This is a genomic window from Caballeronia pedi, assembly GCF_001544915.2.
Taxonomy (GTDB): Bacteria; Pseudomonadota; Gammaproteobacteria; order Burkholderiales; family Burkholderiaceae; genus Caballeronia; species Caballeronia pedi.
This window is the reverse complement of record NZ_FCOE02000006.1, coordinates 56,090-74,589: the sequence shown is the minus strand read 5'-3', so window position 1 is coordinate 74,589 and position 18,500 is coordinate 56,090. Positions and strand designations below refer to the sequence as shown.

Annotated in this window: 17 protein-coding genes; 5 read left to right on the top strand and 12 right to left on the bottom strand. The window is 65.3% G+C overall.

Annotated elements, in window-relative coordinates:
• Window positions 1-2: 2 nt before the first annotated feature.
• Window positions 3-395, bottom strand: coding sequence for a RidA family protein (locus AWB80_RS11305; protein WP_061174746.1), 393 nt, complete (start codon window positions 393-395; stop codon window positions 3-5).
• 142 nt (window positions 396-537) lie between these two features.
• Here AWB80_RS11305 and AWB80_RS11300 point away from each other — a divergent pair, with 142 nt between their 5' ends.
• On the top strand, window positions 538-1,434 hold the full coding sequence (locus AWB80_RS11300) for an NAD-dependent epimerase/dehydratase family protein (RefSeq protein WP_061174745.1): 897 nt from the start codon (window positions 538-540) through the stop codon (window positions 1,432-1,434).
• Window positions 1,435-1,490: 56 nt separating this feature from the next.
• Here the strand turns inward: AWB80_RS11300 and AWB80_RS11295 are convergent, their stop codons facing one another.
• The 3 genes from AWB80_RS11295 to AWB80_RS11285 form a co-directional block, all read right to left on the bottom strand.
• Entirely contained in the window at window positions 1,491-2,600 is a 1,110-nt protein-coding gene (locus AWB80_RS11295; protein ID WP_061174744.1) for a malate/lactate/ureidoglycolate dehydrogenase, read from the bottom strand.
• A 182-nt stretch (window positions 2,601-2,782) separates the two neighbouring features.
• The gene (locus AWB80_RS11290) at window positions 2,783-4,252 is read right to left on the bottom strand and encodes a M20 family metallopeptidase (protein WP_061174743.1); all 1,470 of its coding nucleotides are present in this window, start codon (window positions 4,250-4,252) and stop codon (window positions 2,783-2,785) included.
• A 98-nt stretch (window positions 4,253-4,350) separates the two neighbouring features.
• Window positions 4,351-6,819, bottom strand: a complete 2,469-nt coding sequence (locus tag AWB80_RS11285; RefSeq protein ID WP_061174742.1) for a penicillin acylase family protein — start codon at window positions 6,817-6,819, stop codon at window positions 4,351-4,353.
• A 161-nt stretch (window positions 6,820-6,980) separates the two neighbouring features.
• Between AWB80_RS11285 and AWB80_RS11280 the strand changes: the two genes are divergently transcribed.
• Both AWB80_RS11280 and AWB80_RS11275 read left to right on the top strand, forming a co-directional pair.
• The gene (locus AWB80_RS11280) at window positions 6,981-7,166 is read left to right on the top strand and encodes an oxidoreductase-like domain-containing protein (protein WP_061174741.1); all 186 of its coding nucleotides are present in this window, start codon (window positions 6,981-6,983) and stop codon (window positions 7,164-7,166) included.
• Between the two features lie 82 nt (window positions 7,167-7,248).
• A complete protein-coding gene (locus tag AWB80_RS11275; protein ID WP_061174740.1) occupies window positions 7,249-7,758 on the top strand; it encodes a DUF1993 domain-containing protein in 510 nt (169 codons plus the stop codon).
• Between the two features lie 46 nt (window positions 7,759-7,804).
• Here AWB80_RS11275 and AWB80_RS11270 read toward each other — a convergent pair whose 3' ends face one another.
• Together AWB80_RS11270 and mprF are read right to left on the bottom strand one after the other, a co-directional pair.
• Window positions 7,805-9,100 (bottom strand): virulence factor family protein, encoded by a 1,296-nt coding sequence (locus AWB80_RS11270; protein ID WP_061174739.1) that lies wholly within the window; start codon window positions 9,098-9,100, stop codon window positions 7,805-7,807.
• Window positions 9,097-11,691: a bifunctional lysylphosphatidylglycerol flippase/synthetase MprF gene (mprF, locus tag AWB80_RS11265; protein WP_087131202.1), complete on the bottom strand. Its 2,595-nt coding sequence runs from the start codon at window positions 11,689-11,691 to the stop codon at window positions 9,097-9,099. The genes AWB80_RS11270 and mprF overlap by 4 nt, the downstream gene beginning before the upstream one ends.
• A gap of 394 nt (window positions 11,692-12,085) precedes the next feature.
• Between mprF and AWB80_RS11260 the strand changes: the two genes are divergently transcribed.
• On the top strand, window positions 12,086-12,445 hold the full coding sequence (locus tag AWB80_RS11260) for a hypothetical protein (RefSeq protein ID WP_244206476.1): 360 nt from the start codon (window positions 12,086-12,088) through the stop codon (window positions 12,443-12,445).
• On the opposite strand, the gene AWB80_RS11255 is transcribed toward AWB80_RS11260, so the two are convergent.
• Together AWB80_RS11255 and AWB80_RS11250 are read right to left on the bottom strand one after the other, a co-directional pair.
• Window positions 12,442-12,963: a hypothetical protein gene (locus tag AWB80_RS11255; protein WP_061174738.1), complete on the bottom strand. Its 522-nt coding sequence runs from the start codon at window positions 12,961-12,963 to the stop codon at window positions 12,442-12,444. The two genes, AWB80_RS11260 and AWB80_RS11255, sit on opposite strands and share 4 nt — an antisense overlap.
• Before the next feature lie 164 nt (window positions 12,964-13,127).
• Entirely contained in the window at window positions 13,128-13,823 is a 696-nt protein-coding gene (locus tag AWB80_RS11250) for a response regulator transcription factor (RefSeq protein WP_061174737.1), read from the bottom strand.
• A 196-nt stretch (window positions 13,824-14,019) separates the two neighbouring features.
• Between AWB80_RS11250 and AWB80_RS11245 the strand changes: the two genes are divergently transcribed.
• Complete coding sequence (locus AWB80_RS11245) at window positions 14,020-14,472, top strand: response regulator (RefSeq protein WP_061174736.1); 453 nt, start codon at window positions 14,020-14,022, stop codon at window positions 14,470-14,472.
• Between the two features lie 117 nt (window positions 14,473-14,589).
• On the opposite strand, the gene AWB80_RS11240 is transcribed toward AWB80_RS11245, so the two are convergent.
• Genes AWB80_RS11240 through AWB80_RS11225 form a run of 4 tightly spaced genes read right to left on the bottom strand, consistent with a single transcriptional unit; the run spans window position 14,590 to window position 18,420 of the window.
• Window positions 14,590-15,525 (bottom strand): aldose epimerase family protein, encoded by a 936-nt coding sequence (locus tag AWB80_RS11240; RefSeq protein WP_061174958.1) that lies wholly within the window; start codon window positions 15,523-15,525, stop codon window positions 14,590-14,592.
• A gap of 50 nt (window positions 15,526-15,575) precedes the next feature.
• A complete protein-coding gene (locus AWB80_RS11235; protein WP_061174735.1) occupies window positions 15,576-16,484 on the bottom strand; it encodes an ABC transporter permease in 909 nt (302 codons plus the stop codon).
• On the bottom strand, window positions 16,484-17,347 hold the full coding sequence (locus tag AWB80_RS11230) for an ABC transporter permease (RefSeq protein ID WP_061174734.1): 864 nt from the start codon (window positions 17,345-17,347) through the stop codon (window positions 16,484-16,486). Before AWB80_RS11230 ends, AWB80_RS11235 begins: the two co-directional genes overlap by 1 nt.
• Complete coding sequence (locus AWB80_RS11225; RefSeq protein WP_061174733.1) at window positions 17,344-18,420, bottom strand: ABC transporter ATP-binding protein; 1,077 nt, start codon at window positions 18,418-18,420, stop codon at window positions 17,344-17,346. The genes AWB80_RS11230 and AWB80_RS11225 overlap by 4 nt, the downstream gene beginning before the upstream one ends.
• Window positions 18,421-18,500: the final 80 nt, after the last annotated feature.

Sequence of the window (18,500 nt, the reverse complement as noted above, 5' to 3'; positions counted from 1 at the left end):
CGCTACGCGCGCTCGACCCACGCGCGCGCGGAAATTTCGAGCAGATAGCCGTAGTGCAGCGCGCCGACGGGAACGACGGCGCGCGCCGGCTTCCACTCGCCGAAGTGGCGCGCGTAGATTTCGTTGAACGCCTTCCAGTGCTCGACGCCGACGAGATACACCGTCACTTCGATGCAATCCGTCAGGCGCGCGCCCGCCGCTTCGAGCACGGTACGCAGATTCGCGAGCGTCTGTTCGGCCTGCGCTTCGAACGGCAGGTCGCCGGTATGCGTGCCGTCGGGGCGGATCGGCAACTGGCCGGACACGCAGACGAGTTTGCCCGCGCGCGTCGCGTGGCTGTAGTGGCCGGCGGGAATCGGCAGGCCGGGCGCATTGATGGTTTCGATCGGTGGCATCGTCGGTTCGGGTTGAGTGCAACTCAGTTGGTGAATTGTTGATTCTGAGTCAAGTTTCATTTGAGACTATCACCGTTTTTGCGAAAGTCGAAGCGGCTCATACTGTGCCCATCGTAGTTTGAACATTCAACGGAGCACAGACATGAACATCTTCATTACGGGCGCGGGCGGTTTCATCGGCGGATCGATTGCGGCGGGACTCGCGCGCGACGGGCATCGCGTGCGCGGGCTGATCCGGCGCGCGGAGCAGGCCGACGATCTGAAGCGGCTGAACATCGAACCGGTGATCGGCAGTCTGGACGACACGGCGCTGCTCGTTGCCGAAGCCCGCGCCGCCGACGCGGTCATCAACGCGGCGAGCAGCGATCATCGCGGCGCGGTCGAGGCGCTGATCGGCGCGCTGGAAGGCTCGAACAAGCCGTTTCTGCATACGAGCGGCTCGAGCATCGTCGGCGACGCGTCGGGCGGCGAGGCGTCGGACAACATCTACACTGAGGACGACCTGCCCGAGCCGACGCCCGACAAGGCGCCGCGCGTGGCGATCGACAATCTCGTGCTCGCGGCCGCCCGGCGCGGCGTGCGCTCGGCCGTGCTCTGCAACACGCTGATCTACGGCCACGGCGCGGTGCCGGATACGGCGAGCGTGCAGTTGCCGCGTCTGGAGCGGCAGGCGAGGAAAAGCGGCATCGTGCGCCACGTGGGACGCGGTCTGAATATCTGGTCGAACGTGCATATCGACGATGTCGTCGCGATCTATCGACTCGCGCTGGAGAAATCGCCGGCGGGGACGTTCTATTTCGTCGAGAGCGGCGAGGCGCAATTTCGCGACATGACAGCCGCGATGGCGAAGACGCTGAACCTCGCCGGGCCGCAAGACTGGCCGCTCGAAGACGCGATCGAGGAATGGGGCTATGAAATGGCGTCGTACGGGCTCGGCTCGAACAGCCGCGTGCGCAGCAAGCGCACGCGCGAGATGCTCGGCTGGCAGCCGAAGCGCACGTCCGTCGTCGAGTGGATCGAGAAGGATATGGTCGGCTGATCGCGACCGGCGCGGCAAACTGGCTTGACCAATTTGCCGCGCGCGCCGTCGGGGAATTACTTCAGCGCGGCCGCAAACTCTTCGATTTGTGTTTGCGGCATGCCCGAAGTCGTCGCCGATTCGCGAATCTGCTTCCATGTCGTCGGATCAATGGCGATGCCGTTCGCCGTGCGGTCCGCGCGACGCGCCTCTTCCGGCTCGCCAGGCGCGTAGATCGCATCGACGCCTTCCGCGCGCGGCGACGCCTTCATCCATTCGAGGAACGCTTCGGCTTCGGCTTGCGCGGCCGGCGCGTCGAACGCGTTCGGATCGAGAATCACCGAGGTCATGCAGTTGATGATCGCACTCGACTGTTCGAGCGTGCTGTCGTGCGTCGTGTAGCCGCCCGAAAGCGCGCCACCGAAAATCTCGCACAGCGCGGCGAGCCCCGAACCCTTGTGAAGGCCGAACGCGGTGAGCGAGCCGAACGGCTCCTCGTGCATCACCTTCGGCTCGACGGTCGGCTTGCCTTCGTGATCGAGCAGCATGCCCGGCGCGACATTCACACCCTTGTTGTACGCCACACGCGTCTTGCCGTACGCGATGCCGGCCGTCGCGAAATCGAGCACGAGCGGGCTCTTGCCGTCGCGCGGATACGCGGCGCAAAACGGATTCGTGCCGAAACGCCGGTCGATGCCGCCGAACGGCGCGACGAGCGGATCGCCCGCCACGTTGACGAAGTGGAACGACACGAGCCCCGCCTTCGCGCACTGCTCCGCCCAATGGCCGATGCGCCCGATGTGATGCGCGTTGCGCAACCCGACCGCGCACACGCCGAGCTTCTTCGCACGCTCGATGCCGTGCTCCATCGCCTCGAAGGCAACGACCTGTCCGAAACCCTTGCGGCCATCGACGGTCAGCACCGCGCCCGCGTCGCGCACGATCTCGGCGTGCGTGTTCAGCTTCAACTGGCCTTCGCCGAGCGAGGCGACATAGCGCGGGATCATGCCGACGCCATGCGAATCGTGGCCCGACAGATTCGCCATCACGAGGTGATCCGCAACCAGTTCCGCCTCGCGCGGCGCGCTGCCGGCGGATTCGAAGATCGCGCGGACATAGGCGTGCAGCGTGTCGGCGGCGATGCGCTGTTCGGTGGCGGAAGTCGTGGACGTGGGGGATGCATTCATTGCGGCACTCGTCTCCTTGGTTGATCGCTCGCGCGCCCGTCTTTTGTTGAAGCGCGCGCGGGCCTATCACTTTACAGACGATCAACTGGCCTTACCAGTTTGTTTTTATAAAATCGCTGAAAACGGTCGAAAAAAAGCCCGGACACGCCGGGCTTTCCATACGATCGATCGAGCCGAAAATCTCAAGGCGCCGCCGCGATTACCTCCGCGACCGATGCCGTCAGCTTCTTCGCATACGGAATGTGCAGGAATTCGTTCGGACCGTGCGCGTTCGACTTCGGGCCGAGCACGCCGCAGACCATGAACTGCGAGCGCGGGAAGCCTTCCTTGAGCGTATTCATCAGCGGAATCGTGCCGCCCTGCCCGATATACGCGACATTCGCTCCGAAGTGCCGCTTCGACGCCTCATTGAGCGATGTCGCGAGCCACGGCGCGAGATCGGGCGCGTTCCAGCCGGTCGCGGCGCCCGCTTCGGGCTTGAACGTCACCTTGGCGTTGTACGGCGGGTCCATTTCGAGCAGGCGCTGCAGTTGCACGACCGCCTTGGCCGCGTCGACGAGCGGAGGCAGGCGCAGCGACAGCTTGAAAGCCGTGCGCGGTGCGAGCACGTTGCCCGCATCCGCGAGCGGCGGCAGGCCCGATGCGCCCGTGACCGTCAACGAAGGACGCCAGGTGGAATTGAGCAACGCTTCGCGCGGATCGGTCGTGGTCGGCAGAACGCTGCCGCCATCCGCACCGCAAGCCCACGGCAGCTTCTTCCAGACATCGTCGCCGAGGATGCGCGCGGTCATTTCGGTTTCGCGGCGGCGCAGCATCGGAATCGGACAGTGAAAGCCCTCGGGCAGCAGATTGCCCGTGCTCGCGTCTTCGAGGCGCTCGAACAGTTGCCGCATGATCCGGAACGTCGATGGCGCGATGCCGCCGTAGCCGCCCGAGTGAATGCCTTCGTCCAGCACCTGCACTTCCAGATCGCCGGCGACGAGACCACGCAGCGAGGTCGTAAGCCAGAGCTGATCATAGTTGCCCGCGCCGGAATCGAGGCAGATCACGAGCCCGACATCGCCGAGCCGGTCGCGCAAGGCGTCGATGTAAGGCAGAAGATCGTAGCTGCCGGATTCCTCGCACGTCTCGATGATGCCCACGCAGCGCGGCCGCTCCACGCCCTGCGCGTCCAGCGCCGCGAGCGCGGTGATGCTGGCGTAGGTGGCGTAGCCGTCGTCGGCGCCGCCGCGGCCGTAGAGCTTGCCGTCTTCGAGTTTCGGCGTCCACGGACCGAGGTCGCTGCGCCATCCTTCGAATTCCGGCTGCTTGTCCAGATGGCCGTAGAGCACGACCGTTTCCGTGCTGCCCGAACGCGTTGCAGGCGCTTCGAAGAAAATGACGGGCGTGCGCTCGGCCAGGCGCACGATTTCGACCTTGAGTCCCTTGACCGGCTGTGTCTTGACCCAGTCGACCGCGTCCGTGACCACCCGTTCGATGAAACCGTGGCGCGCCCAGTCGCTGTCGAACATCGGGCTTTTCGCGGGCACTGCGATGTAATCGGTCAGTGCGGGCACGATCTCGTCGTTCCATTTGCGATCCACGAAACCCTGCAGCGCGGCTGGGTCGAGCCGGACTGTTTCGTCGTGTTGCGTGTTGTCGCCGATAGTCATGACCGTGTTTCCATTCGAGGCAAACTTCAATGATAGACGGGTTTTGCACGCGACTCGACCGGCGGCGGGCCGCGCCCGCGCGTTTTACGTGATTTTTTTCAACGCCGCGGCGCGCCCGTCCCTTCGTCGCGCGCTCCCGAGACGACGACGCGCGTCACCGCCGGATCGGAAACGATCGCCTGTTCGGTGAACGGAAAGCGCGACCAGCGTTTGGCCGCGAACGCGCGCGTGGCGTCGCCCGAATGCGGCGAAGCCGGGTCGTCGGATTCGGAGTGCGAGAGCATGGTGTCGGCTTCCACGCCGTTCTCGCCGAAGGTGACGACCTGCACGTAGCTGTCGCCCTGGCCGCTGATGTCCATCGGATAGCCCTTCGGATCGAGCGGACGCCGCGCGCAGACGATCGTGAAGTAGCCCGCTTCGTCGCAGCCGCCGTAGAGCGGCACGCGCGCGCCGTTGCGTTCGGTGTAGAGAATGTCGCCGCGGCGCGAATCGAGCGCGAAGCCGTTCAGCTTCAACGCGAGCGCCGCGCCGCCGAGCGCCTGGCGCAAGTCCTGGAGCACGGCGGGATTGTCGACGCTGAAGCCGCCCGGCGTCGCGAGCGGCTTGTTCGGATCGAAACCCGCTTCGTACAGGCGCTCCGGCGCGATGCGCGTCGCGCGCGACCAGAACTCGTCCCACAGATTCGCGCCGCGCGCGTCGATGTCCGCCGTGCCGTTCCAGTTGCGCAGAACCTCGCACGCTTCGTGCAGCGGGCCGACCGCTTCGTTCACCGTGCAGACCGCGTCGAGCAACGGCTTGCGGAACAGCCGCTCGGACATCGAATGAGTCTCCAGCACGGCCGATTCGAGCGCCTCGCGCGTGATGCCGCCTCGCTCGCGCTGCAGCCGCGCGGCGAGCAGATGCCCGTAACGCGTGCGCAGCGACTGCTCGACGCGCGTCGCGCCTGCGATGCGCGGAGAGCCCGACAGCGGCGCGTTCGCGTTCGTGAGCCAGTAGCTGTCGTTGAAATTGCCGACGTAATCGCCTCTCACGGTATTCGGCAACTGCTCGACGGGCAGCGCGCCCGGCTGCACGCTCGTCGAATCCACGCGCCATGCGCACGCGCTCTTCGAGCCGTCGAGGAACGGCACGCCCGGCACGCGCCCCGCGAACGCGCGGCCTGCGGGCGTCGTGCACGATTCCGCGAGCGCGTCGGGCACGTTCGGGATCGGGCCGATGTCGGCGAACCAGACGCGGTCGTCGCCGCGCCCGATGGCGAAGGTGTTCGCCCACGGCATCGCGGCGTAGCGCTTCTGGATCGCCATGAAGTCGTTGAGCGAGCGCGCCTGATTCCACGCGAAAAAGTTCTGAAACGCGCGCGCGTTGTCGATGTTGACGTCGGCGAGCGCGTACGCGCGCTGCGTGCTCCAGCCGAGGCCCTGCGCCATCGGCGAGAGATCGACGACCGGCCCGAAACGCGTGCGGTAAAGCGTGCGCGACACGGATTCGTAAGCGCCGTCGGCGCGGCGCGAGCGCACCGTGAGCGCGACGGGCGTCATCGGCTCGCTACGGCCATCGACGAGATAGCGCGTCGGATCGGCGGGATCGAGCGTCAACTGGAAGATGCCGAAACGCCGCGCGCTCGACACGGTATGCGTCCACGCGATGTTCTCGTTGAAGCCGAGCACGATCAGCGGCACGCCGAGAAACGACACGCCGGCGACGTTCACCTGACCCGGAATCGTCAGTTGCGCCTGATAGAAACGGTCGGGCCCGCGCCAGAACCAGTGCGGGTTGCCGAACAGGATGCTGCGTTTGTCACGCGTGACCGGCGCACCGAAGGCCAGCGCATTGCTGCCGATGCCCGGATGCTCGCCGATGGAAAAGCGCAATGATTCAAGCGCGCCCGGCGATGCTGCCGACGCCGCGGGCGACGCGCTGTCGCCGCGCTTCGGCGGGTGCGCGATCGCGATCGGCGTCAGAAAGCGGACCGAGCCCACCGCGAGATTCGCCGCGATGAGACGCAGGTAGATATCGTCGGCGCCGATCTTGCCGACCCACGGCTTGCCCCGGCACGCCGCGTGCGCGTTCGGAAAGGCGCCCGCGTTCAGATCGGTGAGATAGCGGTTGTAGCCGTTCGCGAAACCGTCGATCAGATTGCGGAGTTCGGCCGGTTGTGCGGCGCGGTAACGGTCCACGGCCGCTTGTTCGCCCATGAGCCGAAAGAAGAAATCGGCGTCGATATTGCGTGGCTGGCCGAAGGTCGCGCTCGCGGGTGGTCGCGCGTCCGGACCGAAGTACGCCGAGCGTTCTCCGCGATACGTAACGAAGGCATCGGCGAGCGTGCACAGGTTGTCCTGCGCCTGCGCATAGCCGAAACCGAAGCCGAGACTGCCCCAGTCGGCCGCGCGGATATGCGGAATGCCGTCCTGCGTGCGGCGAATCTCGGCGCTCCAGGCGGTTTGCGCGCCCGCGTTCGTCTGAAATTCCGCGCCGGGTCCGCCCGATGTGTCAGGCGGCATGGCGCAGCCGCTCAGCAAGGCGCCCGCGAGCGCGGCGGAGATCGCAAGGCTGACGATCTGGTTCATCGCGTGAGTCCCTCGGTCCGATCCGACGTCATGACGGGCGGATGACTGCCCCGCGCGCAGTATCGCATTGCGCGCGGCGCGATCCGACGCCAAAGTTTAGCCACTCGCGCCCGCGCCGCGAAGCCGATGCACGATGAACCGATTACGCCTTGCTCATCGCGATGACCAACCGCCACGACCCCGCCGACGATCCGCGCCCGACGCCGCCCGAGCGTCCGTTGCCGGAGGATTGCTGCCAGAGCGGCTGCGACCCGTGCGTCTTCGATCTTTATCAGGAAGCGCTCGAAGGTTACAGGACGGCGTTGCGCGCGTGGGAAGCGCGGCATTCAGGGCCGTCCGGGCAGTGAGAGTCGAGCAGGCTCGCGCAGCGAGCGCTATGCTTGTGGCCCCTGTCGTCATCGAAAACAGAACTTCAAGGAGCACAAGCCCATGTCACTCACGATGTATCGCGCATCGATTCCGGTTTTCATTCGCGGGCTCGAAGTCTGCGCGGATCTGCTGAAGAAAGGCGCCGCCTTCGCCGATGAAAAAGGCCTCGCCCACGACGATGTGCTCAACGCGCGCCTCGCGCCCGACATGCTGCCGCTCGTCGCGCAGATCCAGCGCGCAAGCGACACGGCGAAACTGTCGGCGGCGCGTCTCGCGGCCATCGAAGCGCCGCGCTTCGAGGACAACGAGGACAGCTTTGCGTCGCTGCACGGTCGGATCGAGAAGACAATCGCGTTTCTGAAGAGCATCGACAAGGCGTCGCTCGCGGGTAGCGAAACGCGCACGGTTACGCTGAAGTTTCCGGACTTTTCGCCGTCGTTCTCGGGCGACGATTATCTGTTCGGCTTCGGGTTGCCGAACTTCTATTTTCACGTCGTCACGACGCATGACATTCTGCGCCATCTCGGCGCGCCGATCGGCAAGCGGGACTATCTCGGACCGCTCAAGTGATCAAACGCGGACCACAGGCCGATCCGCGCCTCGCGATATCAGCGGATCAACCCTGCCGCGCCGCGATCTGCTTGCGCCAGCCCGCGAGAATGCGCCGCGCGAGCGCATCGTAGTCGCCCCCAAAGTGGTGATCGCCGGGCAGCTTCACCACTTCGATACCCGTCTTCGTGAGCTGCGGACACAGCGTGTCCTCTTCCTTCTCGCCGTAGATGCATTGCACCATCGACGGCGGCAGCTTGTTCAGCTCCGGCCGCACCTTGAGCGCCTTCTCGCTCGCCGGCATGCCGAGCCAGCCCGTGACGCGAATCTGAAAATCCGCCGACGGCGAAAAACCCATCAGCGAGATATACGAAACCTGCTCGCGCACCGCGTCCGGCAGACGGTTGTATGCGAACGGCATCACGTCCGCGCCGAACGAATAGCCGACCAGCGCCACATGTTTCGTATGCCAGCGCGCGTTGTACGCGCGGATCACGCGCGCAAGATCGCTGGCCGTCTGCTGCGGCGTCTTTTCGCTCCAGAAGTAGCGCAGCGAATCGATGCCGATCACCGACACGCCATCGCGTTGCAGCGCGAGCGCCATCGTCTTGTCGAGATCGCGCCAGCCGCCGTCTCCGGAAATGACGATCGCGAGCAGATCGGTCGGTTGCGCGGCGCGCAGTTCGATCAGCGGGAGGTCGGAGACATCGCCGTCAACAACCGGCTCGGCCTTCTTCAGATGCGGCGACGTCATCGCGACGAGCGCGTCGGCCTTCGAGCGGCCCGCTTCGAGCACGGCCGTGTATTCGAAGAAGCCCGGCAACCCGTTCGCGTGGATGATGGTCGAATCCGGCGCGCAGGGATTGAAACGCGCGTCGAGCATCGGGTCAGCCGCGAGCGACACCGCGCCCTTGACGGTGTTGTCCGGCGCCTGCTTCAGCGCGCTTTCCGCGATCATCGCGCCCTGCCCCGTGCCGACGAGAATCGGCGAGAAATAATGGTTCGACTGAACGGTGCGTTCGAGCTGATGGCTCATGTTCTCCGCATCGCCGACGAGGTTGTGACAGGACTTCTCGGTCTTGTCGGCCGCCACACGCGCGGCATAGCGCGGCGTGTCGACGCCGATGACCATCGCGCCTTTGGCTGCGAGTGCATCGGCGGCTTGCTGGTCGGACGGGCTCCAGCCGCTTTTCTCCGAGAACAGCACGACGAAGCCGGTCATCGCACCGGTCGGCTTCGTGAGCGTGACCTGGCCGTAACGGCCGCCGGAAATCGACTCCGCCGCATGTGCGAAACCGGACAGAGCCACACCACAGGCGACGGCCGCTACGAGCGCCGTCGCTTTCTTGCAAAGGAATTTCATGAACGCCAACCGCCCGCGAGGAGCGAAAGATCCGCCAAAGTGAAAAATACGCCGACCGAACCGGACGCCGCCAGATAGCGCGGCTCCCAGCGCGGCTGGAACTTGCTTTTGAATCCGCGCAGCCCGCGGAAGTTGTAGAACCGCCCGCCGAAGCGCCACACGAGCCCGGCAAGCCGATGCCAGTGCGAGGCGAGCGGCGTCGGCTCCATGCCCGACAGCGGCGCGATGCCGAGCGACAGCGACTTGAACCCCGCTTCCTTCAGATGCAGCGCGAGCTTGGTGAAGAGGTATTCCATCGCGTACGGCGACGCTTCGGCGACATGGCGCATCACGCCGACGGTCGCTTCGGTGTTCATGTCCGTCGTCATGAAGGTGACGAACGCGACCGGCGCGCCCTGCTGGCGCACGAGCAGCACCGATTGCGCCGAGAGATAGTCCTCGTTGAACGCGGCCACCGAGAAGCTCTTTTCGCGCGCGGAGCGGCTTTCGAGCCAGTCGTCGGAGATTTCGCGCAGCATCGGCAGGCTGGCGGCGATCTGTTGCGGCCCGATCACTTCGGTATCGAAGCCATCGCGTTCGCCGCGCTTGAGCGCGTAGCGCAAATGCGAGCGGTGCGAGCCCTTCAGATCGAATTCCGACAGCGCGACGTGGGCTTCCTCGCCCAGCTTCATCAGCGTGAGACCGGCGTCGAGATAGAGCGGCAGCGCGTCCGCGCGGACCTGATAGAACGCGGCGCGGCCATTGTGGGCGTGCGCCAGCGCGACGAACTTGCGGATCAGTTCCGCCCATTCGCGGCGCGGGCCGACCGGATCGTGCAGCGCGGCCCACGTGCGGCCGTGCTTCGCGTACATCAGAAAGGCTTCGCGCGACTCGGAGAAGATGAAGCTCTTGTCGCCCATCATCGCGAGGCCGGCGTCGCTGCGTTCCTGCGCGCGGAAGATGCGCGCGGCATCGGCGAGATCCTGCGGGACCGGTTTCACGAAACGGCCAGCGGCCGGGCGCAACAGTTGCCACACCCCGAACGCCGACGCGAACACCGCCGCCGCGAGCGTCGCGCGCAGCGCACGCGGGGCGCGCTCGTCGAAGGCGAATTGCCACCAGAGATCGCGGCTGTACGGCACATCGCGGAAGGCGAAGAACATGATCCAGACGGCGAGCGCCATCACGACGCCGATGGAAATCAGCCACGTCGCGGTGAAGCGCTCGGCGAAGAGCGACGAACGGCGGTTGAAGCGCTCACGCGTCGCGACGAGCAGCACGACGAGGAAGGCCAGCACGCCCACTTCGACGAACGCGAGCCCTTTCGCCAGGGACAATGCAAGGTTCGTCACGGCGAGGATCACCGCGAGCCACCAGGCGGCGTCCAGACGGCGCATCAGGCCGCGCGCGACGAAAAGCAGCAGCACGCCGAGCACGGAGCCGAGCAGTTGCGAGCTTTCCAGCACCCACAGCGGGAGGATCGTCTGCAACAGCGCGATGCGCATCTTGAACGCGGGCGTCGCGCCCGAGATCACGAGCATCGAGCCGGCCGCGAACGTGACGATCGACAGGAACACCGGCGCGAGCTGCGAGACGTTGCGCGGGCTCAGGAAACCGAAGCGGCCCTTGAGCGCGCGGCCTTCGAACGCCGCCATCACGCCCGCCGAGAGGATCAGCGGCAGGCCGAAGTAGATCGCGCGATACGCGAGCAGCGCGGCCAGCACGTCCGGCGTGTGGGCGCTGCCGCCGAGCGCGAACACCATCGCCGCCTCGAACACGCCGACGCCGCCGGGCGTGTGGCCGATCATGCCGAGCAGCATGGCCGCGGAGAACACCGTCATGAAGTCGCCGAAACCGACTTGCGCGTTCGGCAGAAGCGCCCAGAGCGCGAGACCGGCGCCGAGGACGTCGACGACCGCGAGCGCGGCCTGCGCGACGAAGTCGCGGCGCGCCGGGACGGTGAACGAAAGCCACTTCCAGCGCGAGCGCAACGTGCGCGGCGCGCTGCCGCAGACGATGACCATCGCCGCGAACACGGCGAGGAGCAGCGCGCCGGTCACGCGCAACGCGGCCGGCGACAGGTGCATCATGCCGGAGAGCGTGCCCGCGCCGAACAGCATGCCGGCAGCGGCCATGAACGCGAGGGAGAGTGCGAGCGTGACGCTCGTGAAAATCGTCAGCCGGCCGACCTGCGCCGGGGTCACATCGGCCGCGCCGTAGACGCGGCAGCGCACCGCACCGCCCGTCAGCGCGCCGAAGCCCGTCACGTTGCCGAGCGCGGAACCGACCGTCGCTCCGACCCACAGCAACGAACGCGGCATCGTCACGCCGATATGACGCAGCCCGACCGCGTCGCGCCCGACCAGCGCCGCGAAGGAGAGCGCGGTCGCGAACAGCGCGGCGACCCAGGCCTGCGGCGTCATCACGCGCAGCGAGTGGATCACCGACTTGTAGTCGACCGAGCGGGAAAGGTGCTGGAAGACCACCAGCAGCAGCACGCAGATCACGACCGTGAGCACGGGCGCGGCGAGCCGCTGAAGATCGAAGCCACCGGACGGACGTCCGGCAGGGGAAATGGCGCGAAGCCGGGCAAGCAACTTTGTGCGAGACATGCGTTCTATCAAACTGGCTCACGCTGCAAATCGGCCGCGAACGGTCGACAGCAACGCAACATCACGGTTATCGGGGACCCGCGCACCACACGCGGTCGGAGAGCGCCACTTCGGCTCCCGCCGCCCGCGCTCGCGCCATACAAACGGCTTCTAAGCGTGAAACGCCTATATAACGGCGCCGGTTGACCCGACTTGACTAATATTGGGAAAACTACGGATCGAAAGCTTGTAATCAGAGCTGGCGCGGCTTTCCGGGGTGCTCGTTAGGCACGAACGAACGGTCGCGTTCGCCTTACGGTTTGTCAGCGGAAGGGTTACGATCGACGGCCTGTGGCGTCGACGAGGACACAGGGCGCAAGCTTAAGCGGTTACTGCAAAAAAAGGCATAGGAACCATGACAAAAAACAACATCGCAATGCTGTTCGCCGCAATCGGCGTATCCGTTTTGAGCGCCTGCGCCGCGACGGACGACACACTGCTCAGGACCGTGCCCATCGGGTCGGGCACGTCGCAGGTCAAGCCGTACGATTTCGTCCGGTGCGTGAAGGAAAAATGGACACCGATCGCCGGGCGCGTGCGCGAATACTCGCCGAGCACCGATACGCAGGCCGTTTCCGTGCCCAGCGGCGGATATACGAGTCAGTCGGTGGTTTTGGTGATCGCGCAGGCATCGGCCAACGGGACGGGTTACACGATTTACGGCGATGTCGCGGTCGCGAGCCGCTACGTCACCGCGACCCACACCTGCGATTAGGAAGGCTTGCCGTTTTTCATATCGACGCCGGCCAGATGCGTCCCGATGACGCGCCCGATCAGATAACCGTCTGACGAGCACGCGTTTGTGCGTTCCTTGCCGTCCCACTGGATCTTGTACTGGTCGTCCTGGGAATGGACCGTGGACGCGTCGAACTTGCGCTTCGGCTTGCCGCCGTTGCGCACTTCTTCGCCGACGAGGCGATTCCACGTCAGCGCGTAGCCGTAGCGCACGCCATCGGCGAAGGCGTCGCTGTCGCAGACTTGCGATGGCGGGGTCGTCTTGACCATCAGGTGGTAGCCGTTCGCGGTGCCGACCATGATGCGTCGCTCACCTTGCTGCGCGGGCGGCATAGGCGGTCTGGGCGCCGCCTGAACCACTTGCGGAGCCGATGCGGCCGACGCCGCAGCGGCGGCATCCGTGCCATTCTGCTGCGGAAGCGGCGCACACGCGCCGAGTAGCAGCGCCGCTGTCACCGTGAATGCCGTGCCGGCGCCTTGCATTTTTATGAACGTCATCCTGCGAATCACCTACGCTGACTCCATCTCGAATATAGTCCGGGCTCTACCTTACCATCCCTCGGCCTATTCCTCGGAACGATAAGAAAAAGGTCGCGCGCATGCGACGACGCAGGCGCCCTTGCGGTTGCGCCCGCGTCGAAAAAAGAGGATGAAGCGGCTGCTCAGGAGGCCGACGACGTGTTGCTCATCGGCATTTCGATCCCGCGCCGCGCCATTTCGACGATCAGGAAGGTTCGGCGCGTGACGTGAAAGCGTGCCAGCAGATCGCTCGAATATTCCTTGGCGGTGTTTTCGCTGATATTCATCTTGCGCGCGATCGCCTTGTTCGAGAGTCCCTGCAACAAGTAACGCAGCGTTTCGGTGAGCCGTGGCGGCAGATCGAGCGATTCGACCGTCACGCCCGCGTGCGGCGAAACCGGCTTCGGGCTGTGACCGCCCTTGCCCAGCACGGTGTTCGGCAGGTAGACGCGCCCGTTGAGGATCGTCTTCAGCGCCTCCCGAAACACGCCCGCGCCCTGCTCGCTGCCCTTGGAAATAAACCCGCACGCGCCGTTCTTGATGCAGTCGAGCACCGTATCGCGGTCGTCCTGCGCGGACAGCATGATCGTCTGGATCTCGCGTTCTTCCTCGCGGATCCAGTTGAGCAGGTCCATGCCGGTGGCCTGGCCGCGCAAGTGGTAGTCGAGAAACATCAGATCGTAGGTGTTGGCGGAAAGCTTCGCTTTCGCCTGCTCGAAACCATCGGCTTCGTCGATTTCGAGCAAAGGCTCGTTCGCCAGGATGAGGCTTTTCATGGCGCTCCTGGTGAGCCCTTCGTCCTCTACTAGCAACACAGTTTTGAAATAGCCATTTTCCATTGCGACGCTCCGAGAACGGTTCCGATATTACGCGCGCCTTGCCCGACTACTACCCCCCTTTCGCAGGGATACATTCGGCAGTCTCCCAAAATCCTCCGCAGCCCCCTCCCGTGCCGGGTTCAGCGATAAGCACATTCGGTCGAAACTGGTCGCAGTCGAATCAACCACGTAACCCAATACGAGCACGGAGGATGAGATGTCAAGCCGTCTGGCCGACAACGAAAGCGAATTCGCCTTGTGGCGCATCAAGCGGGCACGCGCCGGAGACGCATCGCGCCGTGTGCTGATCGCGCACAAGGACAAGTCGATCGGCGATTCGCTCGCCGTGCAACTCCGGCTCAAAGGCTTGCAGGTCATCCATTCGCAGGAACTGAGATCCGTGCGCGCGCTGGTGCATAGCTGGCAGCCGCACGCGCTGTTGCTCGATACGAGCCTCGACAACGAATCCGGCTACGTCTTTCTGCGCACGCTGCGCATGGACGCCGACGTCACCGGGCGGCTGCTCGTCGCGATGAGCAACGTGTGGCCGGCCGATCCGGTGCAGACGCTGAAGGAAGCCGGCTTCGACGCCCATTGCCGCCGGCCTTGCGCGACCTGGCGCATCGTCGATCTGGTCGAGTCGTTTTTTTCCATGCCGCTCACGCGCTGATACACGAAACCGGAGATGCCGCCATGAACACGGATACTTGCCTCGTCGGAGGTGTGCTACTGGCGAATGCATCGCGGCTTCCCGCGGCCCGTGAACGCGCCTGCGTGGAGGCGCGCGTCAGGCGGCGCCGCCGTCGCGCCGGGCCGGGTTCGCGCCGGCTGCCATCACGAGCGACACCTGTATTTCACTACCTGGCTCGATGACGGCGACACCCGTGCCGGCCAGCCCGCGTGCCGCGAGATTGAAGCCGTCGCTCACGTGCGAAACCGGCTCGACGCACAAATACGCCGCTCCAGCCGGACAATGCACGACGACATGGTTCAGCGCGCCGTCGGCGTGCAGTTCGAGCGTGCGGCCGTCGGCGTAATGCAGCTTCGCGCAGCCGTCCCAGCCGCTCAGATAACGCGTGTATCCCTCCATTTCCCGCACATGCCGATACACCGGCCGCTCGACGGTCGGTTCTATCGCGATTTCCGCTTCGTGACGCCAGTGTGTCGTCGTGTGCAGTTCGGCTTCCTGCGCGCCGAAGTACGGATGAAAGCCGAGGCCGACCGGCATCGGCCTCGACGAGCGGTTCGCGACGCGCATCGACAGCCGTGCGCCATCCGCGTTCGCCTCGATCAGTTGCACGGCCTCGAACGCCCACGGCCAGCCGTGCTCGCCCTCGCCGTGCAGATACCGCAGCACGACGCAATCCGCCTCCTGCAATTCGACGCTCCACGCCGCGAACTGGCCGAAGCCGTGCAGCGCGTGCGCCATGCCGGGAAACGTCGCGAGCTCGACAATCGCGCCGTCCGGTGCAGGAAAGCGCGCATCGCGCACGCGATTGGAAAACGGCACCAGCGGATAGCTGCCGCCCTTGGGCCACGTATCGCACGGCCAGCTCGACACGGTCACAGGCGCGAGCCATTCGTGCCATCCGCGCTCGCCCTCGGTGGCGAAGCGCGTGATGCGCCCGCCCGCCTTCGGTGCGATCTCGATGACATGCGGCCCGCTCGAAATACTCAGGCGCGGCCCGGCGTCCAGCTCCACGACTTCACGAAATTTGGTCACGACACGACTTCGGTATGAAAAGAGCCCGCGCGCGGCCGCGCGGGCAAACATCACTGTTTCTGTTCCTTGACGCGAGACACAAGCTGCGTCGGGCTCACGAACTGCAGCGCGATCAGCACCCAGATCATCGTGATGGCCATGTAGATCATCGCCATCGCGTCGATGGATTGCGGCGCGCGCACCCCTGTGGAGAACACCGCGTAGTACAGCGCGACGACGAGCGTCTGGGTCGTCGGCCCGGCGGTGAAGAACGTCAGCTCGAACATGCCGATGGTGCGCACCAGCACGAGCAGACCCGCCGCGAGCATCCCCGGCACGAGCAGCGGCAGTAGCACGTAGCGGAAATAGCGGAACGTGTTCGCCCCGAAAATGCGTGCGGCCGATTCCAGATTCGGATCGATCTGCTCGATGAACGGTGTCATCACGAGAATGACGAACGGCAGCGCAGGCACCAGATTCGCGAGAATCACGCCGGTCAGCGTGCCCGCGAGGTGGAACTTGTACATGACCGTCGCCATTGGGATGCCGTAGGTCACGGGCGGCACCATCAGCGGCAGCAGGAACACGAGCATCGCGAAGCGCTTGCCGGGAAACTGCACGCGGGCGAGCGCATACGCCGCCGGCACGCCGAGCACGATGGACAGCAGCACCACCGCGCCCACCACTTCGAGCGTCACGAGCAGCACGCTCGAAAGCTGGAAGTCGCTCCACGCCTGCGCGTACCAGTGCAGCGTGAAGCCTTGCGGCAAGAGCGTGCCGAACCAGCGCGTCGCCACCGAGTTGACGGCGACCGTCGCGATCAGCAGCAACACGTTGACGAGAAAGAAGCCCATCGTCGTCCAGACGAAGAACTTCCATAGCCTGTCGCGCAAGCTTGCTTGCTGTTTCATCTGTCTGCCCGTGCGTTGATTGAGCGTGCCGGCCTGCCAGCCGGACGCCGCGCGGTTATCGGTCGTCATTATCCCTTGCCTCCCGTCACCGGACCCGTGTAGAAGAAGCGGCGCGCGCCCAGCATGCCGCCCACCACCAGCAACTGCACGAAGCCCATGACGATCGCAATGGTCGATGCAAGCGCGTAGTCGTAGCTCTCGAACGCGGCTTCCGATGCGGCGATCGAAATCACGCGGGTCGGGCCGGCCGGCGCGCCGAGCAGCACCGCCGAAGGAAACACCGAGAATGCCTGCACGAACGAGAGACACGCGGTCATCGTGAGACCGGGCAACAGCAGCGGCAGATAGATCTGACGGAACTGCTGCCACGGGCTCGCGCCGAGCGTCGCGGCGGCGCGCGCGAGCGTCGGATCGATGCCCGTCACGTACGACAAGGTCAACAGGAACGCGAACGGAAAACCCGACACGATCAGCGAAATCAGCACGCCCCAGTAGTTGTGCGTGAGGCGCACTTCATCGCCGTAGAGATGCAGTGCCTGCAATGCCTGCGGAAACCAGCCGTTCGGGCTGAAATACGTGAGCATGCCGTCGGCGATCAGCACGGTGCCGAGCGTGACCGGCACCACGAGCAGCGTCGTGACGAACTTCTGCCACGGCGACGTGCGCCGCAGCGCGAACGCGACCGGCACCGACACGCCCACGTTGATGATGGTCGCGGGCACGGCGAGCTTCAGCGTGACGATGATCGTCGGCCACATCGACGAGTCGGTGAAGAACGTGACGTAGTTCGCCCAGATGCCGCCGCCGTTCATCGGATTGAACGACAGCATTAGCCCGTAGGCGAACGGATAGATGAACAGCGCAAGAATGAAGATGAGCGCCGGAGCGACGAGCCAGCCCTTCGGATCGCGCTGCGCGGGAAGCGCGATCATTTGTCTTCTCCGTAGACGAGTGTCTTCGAAGGCGCGACGCGCAGCGTGATGCGCTCGCCCTCGCTGCATTCGCCCGCGATGCGCGCCCACAGCTTGCCGAACGCCGTATTGACGATGATCAGCGAATCACGGCCGCCGTACTCGACGACCTCGACGTGCGCATCGAACGCATTCTCCGCGCCGGGCGACGCCCGTTCCATGTCTTCCGGACGCAGCGCGACGCTGACGTTCTTGCTGTCGAAGCCTTCCATCGGCGTGCCGACGAGGCGCACGCCGCTGGCGTTCACCGCCACGCTTTCGCCCTGCGTGCCTTCGAGGGTTGCCGGCACGACGTTGCGAAAGCCCATGAATCGCGCAACGTGCAGGTTCTTCGGCCGCGAATAGACTTCCTTCGGCGACGCCACCTGTTGCACGACGCCCTCCCTCATCACGACGATGCGATCGGCCATCGACAGCGCTTCGTCCTGATCGTGCGTGACATAGATGGTCGCGCGCTCCAGCTTGCCGTGAATGCGGCGGATTTCGGCGCGCATCTCGATGCGAAGCTTGGTGTCGAGGTTCGAAAGCGGCTCGTCCATCAGGACGAGCGGCGGCTCGATGACGATCGCGCGCGCAATGGCGACGCGCTGCTGCTGCCCGCCCGAAAGCTGGCCCGGCAGCTTGGCGTCGTGGCCGATCAACTGCACGAGCTGCAAGGCGGCCTTCGCGCGCTTCATCGCTTCGGCTTTCGGCGTGCCGCGCATCTTCAGACCGAAGCCGACGTTGTCCAGCACCGACATATGCGGAAACAGCGCGTAGTTCTGAAAGACCATGCCGAAGCCGCGCTTCTCGGGCGGCAGCACGTCGATGCGCTTGTCGTCGAGCCAGATGCCGCCGCCTGTCAGCGGTTGCAATCCGGCAATGCAGTTCAGCGCGGTCGACTTGCCGCAGCCCGACGGCCCGAGCAGCGCGATGAATTCGCCGCGCTGAATGTTCAGATCGAGGCCCTTCAACGCCGCGAGCTGCTGCCCTTCCGCGTTGGTGAAGCTGCGCGAGACCGAGTCGAGGCGCAACTGCTCAAAAGTGTGCTTCATGACGATTTCCTGCGCTTATCTTGTGCAAGCGGCGACGTCCCTCGCAGGGAACGTCGCCGTCTGATGACAGAGATCTGTCG